At 43.9% G+C, this 15226-nt stretch carries 17 protein-coding genes; 11 read left to right on the forward strand and 6 right to left on the reverse strand.

All coding sequences use genetic code 11. From position 1 onward, the window contains the following. Positions 1–273: 273 nt before the first annotated feature. Positions 274–1167, reverse strand: coding sequence for an anti-sigma-V factor RsiV (rsiV, locus tag DFR59_RS19730; protein ID WP_114747379.1), 894 nt, complete (start codon positions 1165–1167; stop codon positions 274–276). Between the two features lies 1 nt (position 1168). Continuing rightward, positions 1169–1675: an RNA polymerase sigma factor SigV gene (locus tag DFR59_RS19735; RefSeq protein ID WP_114747380.1), complete on the reverse strand. Its 507-nt coding sequence runs from the start codon at positions 1673–1675 to the stop codon at positions 1169–1171. Between the two features lie 227 nt (positions 1676–1902). Between DFR59_RS19735 and DFR59_RS19740 the strand changes: the two genes are divergently transcribed. The 4 genes from DFR59_RS19740 to DFR59_RS19755 all read left to right on the forward strand — a co-directional run bounded on the left by DFR59_RS19740 (position 1903) and on the right by DFR59_RS19755 (position 4100). Continuing rightward, on the forward strand, positions 1903–3006 hold the full coding sequence (locus tag DFR59_RS19740; RefSeq protein WP_114747381.1) for a DUF4236 domain-containing protein: 1104 nt from the start codon (positions 1903–1905) through the stop codon (positions 3004–3006). Between the two features lie 63 nt (positions 3007–3069). Continuing rightward, positions 3070–3522, forward strand: coding sequence for a GNAT family N-acetyltransferase (locus tag DFR59_RS19745; protein ID WP_114747382.1), 453 nt, complete (start codon positions 3070–3072; stop codon positions 3520–3522). A 33-nt stretch (positions 3523–3555) separates the two neighbouring features. Further along, a complete protein-coding gene (locus tag DFR59_RS19750; protein ID WP_114747383.1) occupies positions 3556–3885 on the forward strand; it encodes a heavy metal-binding domain-containing protein in 330 nt (109 codons plus the stop codon). Further along, positions 3882–4100, forward strand: coding sequence for a hypothetical protein (locus tag DFR59_RS19755; RefSeq protein WP_114747384.1), 219 nt, complete (start codon positions 3882–3884; stop codon positions 4098–4100). Before DFR59_RS19750 ends, DFR59_RS19755 begins: the two co-directional genes overlap by 4 nt. A 52-nt stretch (positions 4101–4152) precedes the next feature. On the opposite strand, the gene DFR59_RS19760 is transcribed toward DFR59_RS19755, so the two are convergent. Then, positions 4153–4548: a carboxymuconolactone decarboxylase family protein gene (locus DFR59_RS19760; RefSeq protein WP_114747385.1), complete on the reverse strand. Its 396-nt coding sequence runs from the start codon at positions 4546–4548 to the stop codon at positions 4153–4155. Positions 4549–4656: 108 nt separating this feature from the next. Continuing rightward, positions 4657–5541 carry a LysR family transcriptional regulator gene (locus DFR59_RS19765; protein ID WP_114747386.1) on the reverse strand — a complete coding sequence of 295 codons (885 nt, stop codon included), beginning with the start codon at positions 5539–5541 and terminating at the stop codon, positions 4657–4659. A 192-nt stretch (positions 5542–5733) separates the two neighbouring features. Here DFR59_RS19765 and DFR59_RS19770 point away from each other — a divergent pair, with 192 nt between their 5' ends. Together DFR59_RS19770 and DFR59_RS19775 are read left to right on the forward strand one after the other, a co-directional pair. Next, positions 5734–7020 (forward strand): GntP family permease, encoded by a 1287-nt coding sequence (locus DFR59_RS19770; protein ID WP_114747387.1) that lies wholly within the window; start codon positions 5734–5736, stop codon positions 7018–7020. A gap of 69 nt (positions 7021–7089) precedes the next feature. Then, positions 7090–7866 carry a 3-hydroxybutyrate dehydrogenase gene (locus DFR59_RS19775; protein WP_114747388.1) on the forward strand — a complete coding sequence of 259 codons (777 nt, stop codon included), beginning with the start codon at positions 7090–7092 and terminating at the stop codon, positions 7864–7866. 329 nt (positions 7867–8195) lie between these two features. Here DFR59_RS19775 and DFR59_RS19780 read toward each other — a convergent pair whose 3' ends face one another. Continuing rightward, positions 8196–8639, reverse strand: coding sequence for a hypothetical protein (locus DFR59_RS19780; RefSeq protein WP_114747389.1), 444 nt, complete (start codon positions 8637–8639; stop codon positions 8196–8198). A 122-nt stretch (positions 8640–8761) separates the two neighbouring features. Here DFR59_RS19780 and DFR59_RS19785 point away from each other — a divergent pair, with 122 nt between their 5' ends. Next, positions 8762–9412: an HAD family hydrolase gene (locus DFR59_RS19785; protein ID WP_114747390.1), complete on the forward strand. Its 651-nt coding sequence runs from the start codon at positions 8762–8764 to the stop codon at positions 9410–9412. A gap of 66 nt (positions 9413–9478) precedes the next feature. Here DFR59_RS19785 and DFR59_RS19790 read toward each other — a convergent pair whose 3' ends face one another. Then, on the reverse strand, positions 9479–10414 hold the full coding sequence (locus DFR59_RS19790; RefSeq protein WP_114747391.1) for a sigma-70 family RNA polymerase sigma factor: 936 nt from the start codon (positions 10412–10414) through the stop codon (positions 9479–9481). A gap of 225 nt (positions 10415–10639) precedes the next feature. Here DFR59_RS19790 and DFR59_RS19795 point away from each other — a divergent pair, with 225 nt between their 5' ends. From DFR59_RS19795 to DFR59_RS19810, 4 genes are all read left to right on the forward strand, one after another. Next, positions 10640–11815, forward strand: a complete 1176-nt coding sequence (locus DFR59_RS19795) for an MFS transporter (protein ID WP_245948546.1) — start codon at positions 10640–10642, stop codon at positions 11813–11815. A gap of 291 nt (positions 11816–12106) precedes the next feature. Beyond that, positions 12107–13162, forward strand: a complete 1056-nt coding sequence (desA, locus tag DFR59_RS19800; protein ID WP_114747392.1) for a Delta(5) desaturase DesA — start codon at positions 12107–12109, stop codon at positions 13160–13162. 20 nt (positions 13163–13182) lie between these two features. Continuing rightward, complete coding sequence (locus DFR59_RS19805) at positions 13183–14316, forward strand: sensor histidine kinase (protein WP_114747393.1); 1134 nt, start codon at positions 13183–13185, stop codon at positions 14314–14316. After that, positions 14316–14915, forward strand: a complete 600-nt coding sequence (locus DFR59_RS19810; RefSeq protein ID WP_114747394.1) for a response regulator transcription factor — start codon at positions 14316–14318, stop codon at positions 14913–14915. Before DFR59_RS19805 ends, DFR59_RS19810 begins: the two co-directional genes overlap by 1 nt. The last annotated feature ends 311 nt before the right edge of the window (positions 14916–15226 follow it).

Consider the following 15226-nt stretch of genomic DNA (forward strand, 5'->3'; position numbering starts at 1 on the left):
GCAGAGGCCTCCAAGCGGAGTGAAAACGAAGCGCGGAAGAAAAAAAGTACGCCATTTACTTGCATATAAGTGTCTACTTTATTGACAGAAGTCCATTATGCGCCAGCAGGCAATTCTCTAACCAATTTGGGCGTAACCAGCCGACCCGCCACGACATAAACCGACAAAAACCGGGGCGTGACACCAGGCACTTTCTAGAACCGTCGTCTGATTACACACCCACACAAAAAAGCCAGGCACAATCCCTCCTGTGCCCGGCTAACATTCAACTATTTATCTTATATATTCATTGCTGACAAGCACATCCTGTATGGCGTCCGTTGGGATGATGAACTCAGGAACACCCATATACCCCGGCGCTACATCATATTTATTGAAGGAAATCACAAGTTTATTGTCACCATTGATATAGAAGTTTTGTTCTTTCTTGATTTTCTTGAATTCCATGCCTGGCATGACTTCTTCTCCACCAGGGTAGTTGACCCAATAAATCTTCCCATCTTCCGGTTTTTTCATTTGTTCGATCATTTGCTCCTTGATATTGGCTGTGATGACATCCACATACGAGTCATCCTTAAAAAGACTCGGCAATGTGATCAAGAGCTGTTTTTGCTTATCGATCGTATCAAATGTAAATGTGGTTGAGGACGAGCCGGCTGTGTTGACGACGTATCTGCCAATGGACAGGATTTTTTTGTTGTCAGTTTTGACCTCGTACCCGGTATCGAGTCCCATATGACCTTCCATTCCTGCTTCCTTCATTTCCTTGATGTCCTTTTGGAACTCTTCATAAAGCTTTTTATTTTCTTCTAGGTATTTCTTATTCAAGCCTTCTTCTAATTTTTTGTTCTTCAAGTTTTTGATCGCAGGTGTTTTTAAATCTGCCTGAAAATGTTCATAGTTGATTTTGTACTCCACCGAGGTAATCAGTTTTACTAATGAACCGACGATTGGTACATCTGAGAGGGTATGTGCGAAAGCAGAGTTTGTTAATACAGCAGAGCAAAAAATAATTGCTGCAGCTGCCGACCCGCCGATCCATTTCAGGGGCGTCCGTTTTTTTCGCTTCCGGCTTTGTTTGATGGCATTATCTACAACCATATCCAGTTCATCCGGGATGGGAATGTTTTTATATTCTTCACGCATTTTTTCTAGTTTATGGCCCATATTATTGAACCTCCTCGAGCTCTTCATCCGATAATTGCTCCTTCAATAATCGAAGGGCCTTGTATAAGCGGGTTTTCACCGTACTGATTTTCTCGTTCAAAACGGCTGAAATCTCTTCTATTTTCATATCTTCGAAAAAGCGTAAAATCACAATCACTCTGTATTTATTAGGAAGTTCTTCCATCGCTTTTTCCAAATCTAAATTGGCATATTGATCTTCCGTCCCGGGCGAAATCATTTCCATCGTTTCATCATCGACCAGCTGGATTCGTTTATTCTTCCTTAAAAAGTCGAGGGAAGTATTGACCACAATCCTGAAAAACCAGCTTTTGATCACAGTTTCATTTTTCAGGGCGGAAACGGAAGTAAAGGACTTCCGTATAGACTCTTGTACGATATCAAGGGCGTCCTGCTGATTTTTCACATAGCTGAAAGCGAGGCGGTATACACTCTCCTTATTTTCCTGTATGCAATCGATCAGCAGCTGCTCTAACTTTTTGCTGCTCATAACATGTCATGACTCCTTATTTCTATAGATTGTATCGGTTCCGACGTATGTAAGACGTGGCGGGAATCATAAAAAGTTTTAACGAATATTGTTTTTTATTAAGTAATATTTTTCACTAAACTTTTATTCTATCATCAGGGACGAAAGGGTCAGAAAGGAAATTTTTACAATCAATTCATAAACCCATATCAATGTTATAATTTGTTAAAACAGAGGAGGAGTCGATCGTGGGTCTTAGATTTCGTAAGAGTTTTAAAATTGCTCCAGGCGTCCGGATGAATGTGAGTTCGAAAAGTGTCGGTTTCAGTTCGGGTGTCAAGGGGCTCCGCTACAGCGTGAATTCGCGGACGGGAAGCCGGGTCACGGCAAGTATTCCGGGTACGGGCCTATCCTATAGCACTTCCGGCGGACGCAGCAGAAGGACGCCTGCATATAATCGCCAGAGGGAGATTGCAGCACGTCAGCGCGAGCAGGAAAAGTTGGATCAAATTGAGGCTGCAAGTCTGGCAGTGGAAGCCTATGAAAATACCATTGAGCGCATCCATTCCATCCATAAGGAAGCGGATGACCCAGTCAATTGGATCAAAGTAAGAAGTTCCTCTCCGCCATATGAAAAGGATCATGGTGAGATGGGGCCAAATGAAAAAAGTGCGGTGGAGAAGTTCAAAAACTATAAGCCTAGTTTTATCGGGAAACTTTTCAAACAAGAGGATAAAGAACGCAGGAAATTAGAAGAGGCTATTGAAGCAGCACGAGCAGAAGATGACGAAGACTATCGTTCCTGGGAGCGTGACCGTCTTATTGCGACGAAAATAATCGAAGGCGATATTGATGCCTATTTTGAAGTGATCAATGAATTCGCTCCGCTTGATGATCTTCTGGAATTCGGAAGCGGGTTTGAGTTTTTTGCGGAAGACCCGAAAACGATGGAGATTGAGTTCGAGGTCAACAGCGCCAGCGTGGTGCCAAAGGAACAGCTTTCCTTGACGAAAACCGGGAAGCTCTCCACGAAGGCCATGACGAAAACGAGATACTTCGATATCCAGCAGGACTATGTCTGCAGCTGTATATTGCGGATCGCCAGAGATTTGTTTGCCCTCCTGCCGCTTAATACTGTATACATCCATGCACTGGATAAACGAGTGAATACGGCAACGGGATACGAGGAAGAAGCCGTCATCCTTTCCGTGAAAATCGAGAGAAAGACATTGAACAAGCTAAATTTCGATGGAATTGACTGTTCAGATTCCATGCAGAATTTTGAACATAACATGAAGTTCAAGAAGACAGCTGGGTTTGATAAAGTGGAAAAATTAGAGGTTTCCAGTTAAGAAGCCAATATCTATAACCCAATCGATATGGTAAAATATTCATTAAAAAGGGGAGGGGTATAGATGATTGAACTTCGTCCGATGACACCTGAACAATATGAAAAATACCTTGAAAAAGCAATCCAAAAGTATGCACAGGAAAAAACAGCCTCAGGGAATTGGAAAGCAGAGGAAGCGCTGCAAAAATCGACTGATGAATACCAAAGATTATTGCCGGATGGGGTGCAGACAGAAAATAATTATTTGTACAGCGCCTATGACGGTGATCTTAATACCGGAATCATCTGGATCGCAAAAAAGGAACAAGCGGCTTACATATATGACGTGTATATTTTCGACGAGTACCAAGGTAAAGGATACGGGAAGGCCGTCATGAGTGAAATTGAAACCAAGGCAAAAGAACTTGGCATCAATAAGATGCGGCTTCACGTTTTCGGCCACAATACAAGGGCAAGGGGATTGTACGAAAAAATCGGCTACCAGCCTACGAATATCAACATGGAAAAGAAACTATAAATAGATAGAGTAATGATAAGGGGAGAGGGTCTCATGCTGGTTGTCACGACTGAAAAAATAGAAGGTTATGAAATCAAGGAAGTGAAGGGTGCCTGCTACGGACTTGTGGTGAGAAGCCGTGGCTTTGCCGGCCAGGTGACCGCTTCATTAAGGTCGCTTGTCGGCGGTGAAATCAAGGAATATACACAGCTGCTTGAAGATGCAAGGAAACAGGCACTTGACCGCATGACGAAAAACGCGCATGCCATGGGTGCGAACGCAATCATCATGTTCCGCTTCGATTCCGGTGAAATTGGCCAGAATATGAGCGAAATCGTGGCCTATGGAACGGCGGTTGTAGCAGAAAAGTCAGATCAGCAATGACCTGGATTCTCTATTACATCCTGTTTCAATTGGTGGTCATCCTGCTTTTTTGGTTCATTTCCAAAAAGAAAGACGGTCGTTATAAGCAAACAAAAGGAAAGCCATTGGATGGATTCGAGCCGACCAAGGAAGTCTCCATTGATCCCGTTACAGGCAGAAAATCAAGAGTCTATATGCACCCGGAAACCGGTGAAAGAGTATATATTGAAGAATAAAAGAGGAGCCTCCCGATTTAGTGGGAGGCTCCGATTTTGTATTTATTCCAATTCATTGAACATCGCGCTGAGCAAATACTTTCTTTGCCACATTCAATGCATTGAGGACTCTTGGGAATCCTGTGTATGGAATCAGTTGAATGATGCTTTCCACGATTTCTTTCGGCGTCAATCCTGCCGTCAATCCTGTATTGATATGAAGTTCAAGCTGAGGCTCCGTTCCTTGAGTGACAAGGGATGAAATGGTAACGAGCGCTCTTCTTTCGTTGGAAAGTCCAGAGCGGAAGTAAATATCCCCATAGGCAAACTCGATGATGTATTTGGCCACATCCGGTGCGATGTCCTGTAATGCTTCGGAAATTTTTAAGTGTGTAGAAATATCTTTGTTATCTGTCAGTGTATATTCCATTAATTTATCCAAACCGTGCTGATAGCGTTGTTCACTCATGTCAATTCCTCCTGAAATGAAATTAGCTTACAGGAGTCATGATAGACCTATTTAAACTATTCGTAAAATACATATTTTTTATAAAAAGTATTCATTTTAGGAATAAGTCTATTTTTCGTATAAGGATGAAATGACGTCAATGAACGCCTTTGATGCATGGGAAACATAGCGTCCTTTTTTCAAAATCAGCCCAAGCTTCCATGGAATCGATGGGTCCACAATCGGGACGGCCTTGATAACCTCGGGGTCTACTTTTTTCGAAATGGAGTAAGGAAGGATGGATACACCTAAGTTTTCCCCGATCATGCCACTGATGAAGTCCCACTGTGAACTTTCATAGCCGATGTTTGGCTGGAATCCGGCTTTCGCACATTCATTGATGATCCAGTGATGGAGGGCAAAATCCTCGCTGAACAAAATGAACGTCTCTTCTTGAAGTTCTCGCATCCTCACTTGCTTTTTCTTAGCCAAAGGATGGTCTTTATGGACGAAAAGCATAAGTTCTTCCTTTACGAATGGAACGATATCGAATGCCTCTTTATCGATGGGGAGGACCACGACGCCGATATCAATCAATCCGTCCTTTACTTCTTCTTCTACTTTGTTCGCCCCGTGTTCAATCAGCTTGATCGCAATATCTGGATAAAGATCTTGAAACTCTTTTATAATCCTCGGGAAAAACAAAAATCCGATAAGGGGAGGGATTCCGATTTTGATCCTTCCTTTTTTCAACTGCATCAGATCATTTAAATTCATGCTTAAATGATCGAGCGACTCCAAAATGATCTGCCCCTGTTCAAACACGATTTCCCCAGCCTCTGTCAGTTCGATCTGCCTCGCCGAACGGTCGATCAAATCCATCTCCAGTTCATCTTCCAGGCTCTTAACCATTTTGCTCAATGTCGGCTGGGTAAGATGAAGGACTTGCGAAGCTTTCGTAAAACTGCGGCTTCTGGCTACTTCGAGAAAATAAGTCAATTGTCGTATATCCATATAAGGCTCACCTCCTAATTCCGATAACTTTTTTGAATGATACATATAACTTTAATTCATTTTATTTATTTTTACAAAAGGAGTAAAATTTCATCTGTTGTTTCTTATATAACTGTCCGTACGGCAAGTGGAGAAATAAGGAAAAAGAATATAAAACATGCCTTATCTTATCATCTAGAGGGAGGAAAGAAAATGCTGAGTATCATCATAGGCTTGGTGCTTCTGATGGTTTTGGCCTACATGGGCTGGTCCATCATCTGGGTCGCGCCGATCGTTGCAGGGATCGTTGCACTGCTAAGCGGAATGGACCTGATGCACACCTATACTGAAACCTACATGACCGGCTTCGTCGATTTCGCCAAGAAGTGGTTCCCGATATTCCTATTGGGTGCTGTCTTTGGGAAATTGATGGAAGACACCGGAGCGGCCAAAGCGGTTGCTTTTAAAATCACAAAATTGATCGGGGAGAAGCGTGCAATCCTCGGTGTGCTAGCGGCATCTGCCATTTTGACATACGGCGGCGTCAGCTTGTTCGTTGTGGTATTTGCCATTTATCCGATAGCAGTCGCTTTGTTCAAGGCTGCCAACATTTCAAGGAAATTAATCGCTCCGACAATCGTACTTGGAGCATTCACGTTTACCATGACATCTGTACCTGGAACACCGCAGATTCAGAACTTGATCCCAATGGATTCGTTCCATACCACTCCAATGGCTGGCTCCATCATGGGGATTGCCGGAACGATCGTCATGGCAGTCGGCGGATACTTGTGGCTTGCATACCGCGAGAAAAAAATGAGCGCTGACGGCGACACATTCAAAGAGATTGAAGGGGAAAGAACCTCAGGCGGCGAAATGGATGAGAAGCTGCCAAATTGGATTCTATCATTGATTCCGCTTCTTTTGGTCATCCTATTACTGGACGTTGTCAAACTGGATCCACTTCCTTCATTGCTTGCTGGTATCATTGCTATTTTATTGATTAATTTCATGCAATATAAAAAGTTCATCCCGTCCATTAATGAAGGGGCGAAAGGTTCTGTCATGGCCATCATCAATACGAGTGCTGCCGTAGGATTCGGCGCTGTCGTAACGGCTGTACCAGATTTCAAGAACATCACGGACATGCTTCTTGGGATTTCAGACAACCCGCTCGTTTCGGAATCGTTAATTGTCCAGATTCTTGCGATGATTACAGGTTCTGCTTCAGGCGGTATGGGGATCGCCCTTCAAGCATTGGGACACACGTATTACAGCCTTGCGCAGACGACAGGAATCAGCCCGGAAGCACTTCACAGAATGGCTTCGATTGCATCAGGTGCATCCATCCTGCCGCATAACGGTGCATTGCTGACCTTGTTAGCCGTAACAAGGTCAACACACAAGGACTGCTACAAAGATGTCTTTATGGTGGGGCTTCTCATTCCGACCATTGCCATGATCGTGGGCATCATCTTTGCAAGCATCGGCCTGATCTAACCGCGTTTCGATCTGAAGCTTTTCGGTTATGAAACAATTAAAAACAAAAATTGATAGGAGTTGGAAAGAGTGGTTGAAAATAAAGTAGTCGTCATCACAGGTTCTGCAAGCGGAATCGGATTTGAAATCGGAAAAGAATTTGCTCAAAACGGAAGCAAAGTCGTCTTGACTGACTTAAATGCAGAAGGCGTTGAAAAAGCAGCTGAAGATCTTCGCGGCCAAGGCTTTGATGCCATTGGTTTGAAAGCGGACGTAACAAGCGAAGAAGATATCAAAAACATGATTGAAACTGCCCACAAACATTATGGACGAGTAGACGTTTTGATCAATAACGCTGGACTTCAGCACGTATCACCAATCGAAGAGTTCCCAACTGCAAAATTCGAATTGATGATCAAAATCATGCTGACAGCTCCATTCATCGCAACAAAATATGCTTTCCCAATCATGAAAGAACAAGGATTCGGACGCATCATCAACATTTCTTCCATCAACGGACTTATCGGATTCGCGGGCAAAGCAGCCTACAACAGCGCGAAGCATGGCGTCATCGGTCTGACAAAAGTAGCTGCATTGGAAGCTGCTGCAGACGGTGTCACTGTCAATGCAATCTGCCCAGGATATGTTGACACTCCACTTGTACGCAACCAATTAAAAGACATCGCGACAACTCGCAATGTACCATTGGAAAAAGTACTTGAAGAAGTCATCTATCCATTGGTTCCACAGAAGCGTTTGCTTGATGTAAGCGAAATTGCCGACTATGCTATGTTCTTAGCAAGCGACAAAGCAAAGAGCGTTACTGGCCAGGCAGTCGTCATCGACGGAGGCTACACAGCTCAATAATGATAGAAATGGATTGCCCCTTCACATTGTGGAGGGGTTTTTCTTGATTGATTAGCGGCAGCTGGCCGATATTAGTGTGAAATTGGCTGATATATTTTTGTTTTGGCTGATATAGTGAAAAACAGACTGATATCTTCACGCAGGAGACAAATAAAAGCCCCTTTGTCGTATGACAAAGGGGCTTATTCATGGCCTATGCGCGAAAAATGGCCGGCTATGCGCCAAACAAGGCAGTCTATGCGCGGGAAACCGTCTTCTTTGCATCAGACAATGCATCCTATGCGCGAAAATCGACTGCTTATGCGCCGAAGGCAATCTGCCAGCCATTATCAGTTTCCGCTATAGATGCCGTGGTGCTTCTTCGCACATTTTTTACACGTTTTCTTATCATAGAACTCGTCTTGGTGCATCTTGTTCTCACAGTATTGGCACTTGCGGTATTCTTTCTTCTTAAGGTTGATTGCTTTCATCATTTCCTCGTGGATTTTGTCCACTTTTTCTTCTTCTGGAATCGCGTTGAGCTCCGTCCAGGACAATGCATGAAGCTGTACTTTTTTCGGTACAGGGACACTTCCATCTAAGAAAAATACCGTATATCCCCACTCAAGCCCATCGTCCTTCGCCACCAAGTGGATTTCCGGCTCATCGCAGAATCCTACCAGTTTAAATCGAAGGTAGTGCTTTTTTAAAGAGTCCTGTTCGGACTGAATATATGAATCTTCCACACGCTGGCGGATCCAAGTTGCTGCTCTGGATTTCATTGATTTGGCCATGCCAAAAACCTCCTTTGTTCAAGCAATGCTTCTATTATAACAAACTCAAATTTACTGTAACTGTAAAAGCTTCTGGAAAACGGCTATGATGAAAATAGCTAGTCAAAAGAGGAGGGGGAAACATGATAAAAGCCGTCTTATTTGATTTGGACGGAACACTATTAGACCGGGACGCTTCGGTGTTGAAGTTTATCGCAGACCAGGCAGAAAGACTAGGGATTGCAGATAAAGAAAAGTATATACATAGATTCATTGAACTCGATGCAAGGGGATATGTTTGGAAAGACAAAGTCTATCAGCAGCTGCTGCGTGAATTCGATATTCCGCAAATGACGTGGGAAAATCTATTGGAAGACTACCTTGAGTCGTTTCATAAACATGGCGTTCCGTTTCCAAACTTAATCGAAATGCTTGATGGCTTGAAAGCTGCCGGGCATAAGCTCGGGCTCATTACGAATGGATTCGAAAGGATGCAGATGAGCAATATTCAAGCTCTTGGGATAGCGGATTACTTTGATTGCATCCTGATCTCGGAGCGGGAAGGGATTAAAAAGCCTGATTCCATGATATTTCAAAAAGCGTTGAAAGTGCTTGGAACCGATCCGGCGGAAAGTATTTATATCGGGGACCACCCTGACAATGATATGAAAGCCGCCAAAGCAGTGGGGATGAAGACCATGTGGAAAAAGGATGTACAATGGGAAAGTGCAGAAGCTGATCATGTGATTGATGACTTGGAGGAAGTCTTGGCAATCATTACGAGCGACAAATAACGACAAAAACCGGGTGGTACCTGTCACCTGTAGTGTTACTTACAGAGAAGGCAATCACCCGGTTAATTAACTCCAGTCGACTGGGGGTTTTATGAGCTGCGGCTGGTAGCCAAGTTCTTTCGCAGCTGCCATAATGAATTCTTTACGGAAGAAGTAGCTGTGATGCGCGACGATTTTTCCGTTTTCTACTTCCTGGATTTGAATGTCGTGAATTTCCGGACCATGTTCTCCTTCTGCGAGCACCACAATGACCGGCTTGCCCCACAGGATGAATTCTTTGGCGGAGTGTCCCGGCAAACCGAAGCGGAGCGAGCCCTTCACCATTTCTTCTTTGGAGAATTCCTGGAATCCACTGAATGCTTCATTGTGGGCCTGATCGCTGAATAAACTTAGCATTTTATCGAGATCCCCTGTGTTAAAAGCCTCTAAATACGCTTTGATAGTAGGGTTCAATTGGAACTCTCCCTTGGTCTTAACGTTCATAAAATCCAATGATTCGATTTTCCGCCTCGCCCGCTGTACCGCTGCATAAATCCCGCCTGGTGTACTGCGGACAATGCCTGCTGCTTCCTCTGCGCTGAAACGGAAAACATCCATTAAAAGAAATGCTGCCGTCTGTTTAGGCGGTAAGTGTGAATCCAGAGATATCAAGATTTCCTGCAATGCCAGTTTGTCAGAAAACTCGTAGTGAGCTTCTGATGTTTCATTCAACATGCCAATTTCCCGATTTCTTTTTCTGCACTGATCCAGCCAAGTGTTTGTGGCCATCCTGAATAAATAATATTTCTTATCAGTAATCTCGCTCCATCTTTGGGGAAGCAGCCCGAAAGATTTAATAAGCGTCTCCTGAAAAAGATCTTCTCCGTCCCAAGCTGAACCCGTAATGTATTTGCAGTAATTCCATAGGTCGTTAGAAAACTCTGATACAAGCGCATCAAATGAGTTTTTTACTGAGCGTGCATCATCTACCAGCTGATTCGATATCGTTGTGGTCTGCTCCATTTTTTCGCCTCCAAAAAGTTTCTTTCAATATTAAAACGATTGAATCAGGGGAATTTATACGTAGTATTTAAAATAGTTTACCAAATTTCTATCAATGAAAAATAGGTTTGAAAAAATAAGCATCTTTCATCCCGTTATGTTTCTTCTGGGTGTATAATACAACTATTGTAAAAGGCACTATCCGGCGGTCGACCGTCATCAGCCGGTTTCAAAGGGGAGTTTTAAGTGGTGAAACATAGAGGCTTTATCGTTTATTTAACCGCATTTGCGGCATTTCTTGGTCCGTTTTCTCAGACGATTTATGTTCCGATTATCCCGGACGTCATCAAAGAATTGGATACAAGCCATTTTCTTGTGAATCTGACAATCTCGTTTTATACGATATTTTTAGCCATCATGCAGATGGTGTATGGGCCGATGGCTGACTCAAAAGGGCGAAGGAAAGTCATGCTCACCGGCATCTCTTTCTATTTAGTGGCAACGATCGGCTGCTATTTCTCCAATTCGATTTATTTGCTGCTCTTGTTCCGTTCCTTGCAGGCAGTGGGGATAGCAGCCGGATCGGTTATTGCCGTTACAGTGATCGGCGACTTGTTTGATGGGAAATCCAGATTCAAACCGATGGGGACATTTCAAATGATGGTCTCCTTGGGCCCTGTGGTCGGTCCGGTAGTCGGAGGCTTCCTCGGGGGCTCATTCAATTTTCATACCGTGTTCCTTGCGTTGGCAGCGGTTGGGGTAATCATTTTGGCCGGGAATTTCTTTTTTTTGAAAGAAACAATGCCTGCTGCAGCCGAGATACGCAAATTCCGTTTCACCGATTATTTCACACTGTTGAAAAATCCAATCGGATCCTCCATCATTTTTCTAGGATTCATCCAATATTACTCCATGTATAACTTCCTAGTGTTCCTGCCTTCGCTTTTGGATGAGCAGTACTCGCTTTCCGTGGAGCAAAAAGGGCTTGTGTTCGTTCCACTGTCGTTCAGCATCGTGATTGGAAGCTTCATTGGAGGGAGATTGCAAAGGTTCGATGAAAAAAAGGTCATCATGGGGACGTCGTTCCTCAATGCGATATCCTTGTTCATTTTCTTGTCGCTCTCCCATATTTCATTGGGGCTGCTGATTGTCTCCATCATCTTGTTCGGATTATTCTTAGGGCTGTCCCTTCCTGTGCAGACCACGATTTTGACTCAAGTCTTCCAGGAAACAAGGGCGACGGCCATTGGAGCCTACAACTTCTTCCGCTACATGGGAATGGCCTGCGGACCGATCATCGGAAGCCTGCTCGTTGGGATTGGCGGATACAACCTGTTATATGGATTTGCCGGAGCTGTATTCCTGGGCATGGCCTTTCTGCTCAGAAAACGGTTTGGCGCAAAAGCAAGGTACTCAAGCTGATCAACGCTTGGGTGCTTTTTCTATGTTTTGGGAAAAAGCTCGCAAATGCCGATTTTCGCTCGCAAATCGAAAAAGTTGCTCGCAAATCCACCCGACTCGCTCGCAAAACCCAAAATCCGCTCTGAATTCACCTCATCACAAAATAATTTTACCACTAAAACCCGCACCACCACTGGATTTATCACCACAACCATGACAAGTGTCATGTACCCAACATGACGCCTATGTCTGCATATCTTTTTCAATTCTCTTTATACTAAAGTCATCAACCGAAAAAGGATTTGATGATGAATGACTAAACAAAAACAGAACATGCTCCGTAAGCAAGTGGCAGCATTTGAAAAAGCAGAAACCCGCAATAGTGTATTTCAATTGATCAATACGATGGCTCCTTTTTTCCTGCTATGGTATTTAGCCTATGAAAGTCTACAAATTTCTTATTTTCTGACCCTGGGAATCGCCGTGATTGCAGGAGGATTTTTGATCAGAATGTTTATCATTTTTCATGACTGCTGTCATGGATCGTTTTTCAAAAGCAAGCGTGCGAATAAAATATTAGGGATGGTTACAGGCGTATTGACGTTGTTCCCGTTTGAACAATGGAAGCATGACCACTCTGTCCACCATGCAACAAGCAGCAACCTTGATAAGCGCGGGACAGGGGATATCTGGCTTTTGACCGTCGAAGAGTACAGGGAATCTGGATTCTGGAAAAAGGTTGCCTACAGACTCTATCGCAGTCCGTTCGTCATGTTTATTCTTGGACCGATTTATGTATTTCTTTTTGAAAACCGTTTCAACCGCAAAGGCGCCCGCAAAAAGGAAAAGTTGAATACGTATTTGACGAATATCCTGATTGCAGCAGCGGTAGCAGCACTTTGCTTGCTGGTTGGCTGGAAGGCGTTCCTGCTCGTTCAGCTTCCGATCTTCATGATTTCCGGTACAGCCGGGGTGTGGCTGTTCTATGTGCAGCATACTTTTGAAGATTCCTATTTTGAAGAAAACGAGAAGTGGGAATATGTCAAAGCAGCTGTGGAAGGAAGCTCATATTACCAATTGCCGAAGCTGCTTCAATGGCTGACAGGAAATATCGGCTACCACCATATCCACCATTTAAGCCCGAGAGTGCCGAATTACAAATTAGAACAGGCACATGCAAACTCAGAAGAACTTCAAAATGTACCGACCATTACGCTGGCGACGAGCTTGAAGTCCTTGAAATTCCGATTGTGGGATGAAGATGGAAAAAAATTCGTCGGCTATAAGGCAGCGAAGAGACAAGTACAGTCAAAAAATGTTAAAGTAGTAGCAAATCCTATTCTCAGGAAAGAAAATAAGTACTCCTGAGTTAGAACGAGGTCTACATGATGTTTAAAAAATATTTTACCTTTCAAAGAGGCAATGGGATTGCTCCATACATCTGGACAATCCTTTGCATCTTGCCTTTTTATTTTATATTCCAATCATCTTCCACCATTGAAATCGTCATCGGGATCCTCCTGACGATTCTTTTCTTTATTTTCTACCGGATTGCCCTTTTCGCTAAAGGATGGCCGGTCTACCTATGGGGATTTATCCTGATTGCAATCTCCATCACCTCGACAAGCCTCTTCAGTTATGTGTATTTTGCATTCTTTCTCGCTTATTTTATCGGGAATATTAAAAATCGGGTGACATTCCTCATCCTGTATTTCATCCATTTGATCAGTACGTCCGTTTCGATCAACTTTGGGATCGTCCAGCAAAAAGATATTTTCCTGGCGCAGCTTCCGTTTGTCATCATCATTTGGATAAGCGTGATACTGCTGCCGTTCAGCATCCATAATCGCAAGGAAATGGGGCAGCTTGAGGAAAAGCTGGAAGACGCGAATAAAAAAATCTCCGAACTTATCAAACTTGAAGAGCGGGAGAGGATCGCAAGGGACCTTCACGATACACTTGGACAAAAATTATCGCTGATCGGGTTAAAGAGCGATTTGGCCCGCAGGCTCATTTCCAAAAATCCCGAGCAGGCAAAAAATGAATTGAAGGATGTCCAGCATACGGCTCGTACGGCGCTCAACGAAGTGAGGAAAATGGTTTCCTCCATGAAAGGAATCCGCTTAAAGGATGAAATGGTCCGAGTCAAGCAGATCCTTGATGCCGCACAGATCCGATTTGAAGGCGAAGAGGACATTACATTGCACAAGGCGTCCCTTTTAACAGAAAATATTCTGAGTATGTGCTTGAAAGAGGCAGTGACGAATATTGTTAAGCATAGCGGGGCAGATGAATGCCGGATATCCGTTGAGCAGACGTGGAAAGAAATCATCATCACCATCACAGATAATGGCAAGTTCAAACGCGACAAAGCCAATCTGGAAAAAGGCCATGGGCTGCGGGGGATGAGGGAGCGCCTTGAATTTGTGAATGGCAGTATGGAGATTTTGACAAATGGCGGAACAACCGTAATGATAAAAGTACCGAATGATGTAAAAGAGACAGGAAAGAAGGAATCATAATGATCACTATCGTGATTGCAGAGGACCAGCAGCTCTTATTGGGGGCTTTTGGGTCGCTGATCAGTTTAGAAGACGATATGGAAGTAGTCGGCAAGGCGTCAAATGGCGAAGAAGCCACCGAGTTGGTCAGGAAGCATAAACCGGATGTGTGCATAATGGATATTGAAATGCCGGGGAAAACCGGATTGGAAGCAGCAGAGGAGCTAAAGGGTTCCGGCTGCAAAGTCATCATCCTCACCACGTTTGCCCGCTCCGGTTATTTCCAGCGTGCGTTAAAGGCAGGCGTAAGCGGCTATCTTCTGAAAGACAGTCCGAGCGAAGAACTGGCCAGCTCCATCCGAAGCATCATGGCAGGCAAAAGGGTCTATGCCCCAGAGCTCATGGAAGAAATTTATGCAGAAGAAAATCCACTGACAGACCGGGAAAAAGAAGTGCTCGAATTAGTCGCCGATGGAAAGAATACAAAGGAAATCGCCGACGAACTCAGCATCAAGACCGGGACAGTGCGGAATTATATCTCAGCCATCTTGGATAAACTCGAAGTCAAAAACCGAATAGAAGCCATCACACAGTCAAAAGAAAAAGGATGGTTCAAATAAAAGCGGGGCAGCCGATGCCGTGCTTTTTCTTTTGGTTTATCCCGTTAAGGCAGCAATACTTTAGTATTAGCCTTTTAAATAGGGGAAAATACCGATGCCAATGTGCGAATGGAGTAAAATAGCCCGGAAATGAAGGGGATTTCTATCTGGAATTATGCCCTATGTATGCCTTATGCGCCAGAAATGGTTGTCTATGCGCCGGCTTGCATGTTCTATTGAAGTTAGTATAAAAAGTGGACACAGGTAGTGGCGTCATGTTTAAATCTATACAACTATAAAAAGGGCGTGTATAAACGTGGCGAAAGATCAGA

Origin of the sequence: Falsibacillus pallidus, assembly GCF_003350505.1 — a bacterium.
Lineage (GTDB): Bacteria > Bacillota > Bacilli > Bacillales > DSM-25281 > Falsibacillus > Falsibacillus pallidus.

Bases quoted from the DNA above. Each gene is read 5' to 3' on its own strand.
- DFR59_RS19805 (WP_114747393.1), top strand. From the start codon at position 13,183: ATGTTTAAAAAATATTTTACCTTTCAAAGAGGCAATGGGATTGCTCCA.
- DFR59_RS19770 (WP_114747387.1), top strand. From the start codon at position 5,734: ATGCTGAGTATCATCATAGGCTTGGTGCTTCTGATGGTTTTGGCCTAC.
- DFR59_RS19810 (WP_114747394.1), top strand. From the start codon at position 14,316: ATGATCACTATCGTGATTGCAGAGGACCAGCAGCTCTTATTGGGGGCT.
- DFR59_RS19785 (WP_114747390.1), top strand. From the start codon at position 8,762: ATGATAAAAGCCGTCTTATTTGATTTGGACGGAACACTATTAGACCGG.
- rsiV (WP_114747379.1), bottom strand. From the start codon at position 1,167: ATGGGCCATAAACTAGAAAAAATGCGTGAAGAATATAAAAACATTCCC.
- DFR59_RS19750 (WP_114747383.1), top strand. From the start codon at position 3,556: ATGCTGGTTGTCACGACTGAAAAAATAGAAGGTTATGAAATCAAGGAA.
- DFR59_RS19790 (WP_114747391.1), bottom strand. From the start codon at position 10,414: ATGGAGCAGACCACAACGATATCGAATCAGCTGGTAGATGATGCACGC.
- DFR59_RS19760 (WP_114747385.1), bottom strand. From the start codon at position 4,548: ATGAGTGAACAACGCTATCAGCACGGTTTGGATAAATTAATGGAATAT.
- DFR59_RS19755 (WP_114747384.1), top strand. From the start codon at position 3,882: ATGACCTGGATTCTCTATTACATCCTGTTTCAATTGGTGGTCATCCTG.
- DFR59_RS19735 (WP_114747380.1), bottom strand. From the start codon at position 1,675: ATGAGCAGCAAAAAGTTAGAGCAGCTGCTGATCGATTGCATACAGGAA.
- desA (WP_114747392.1), top strand. From the start codon at position 12,107: ATGACTAAACAAAAACAGAACATGCTCCGTAAGCAAGTGGCAGCATTT.
- DFR59_RS19745 (WP_114747382.1), top strand. From the start codon at position 3,070: ATGATTGAACTTCGTCCGATGACACCTGAACAATATGAAAAATACCTT.
- DFR59_RS19780 (WP_114747389.1), bottom strand. From the start codon at position 8,639: ATGGCCAAATCAATGAAATCCAGAGCAGCAACTTGGATCCGCCAGCGT.
- DFR59_RS19765 (WP_114747386.1), bottom strand. From the start codon at position 5,541: ATGGATATACGACAATTGACTTATTTTCTCGAAGTAGCCAGAAGCCGC.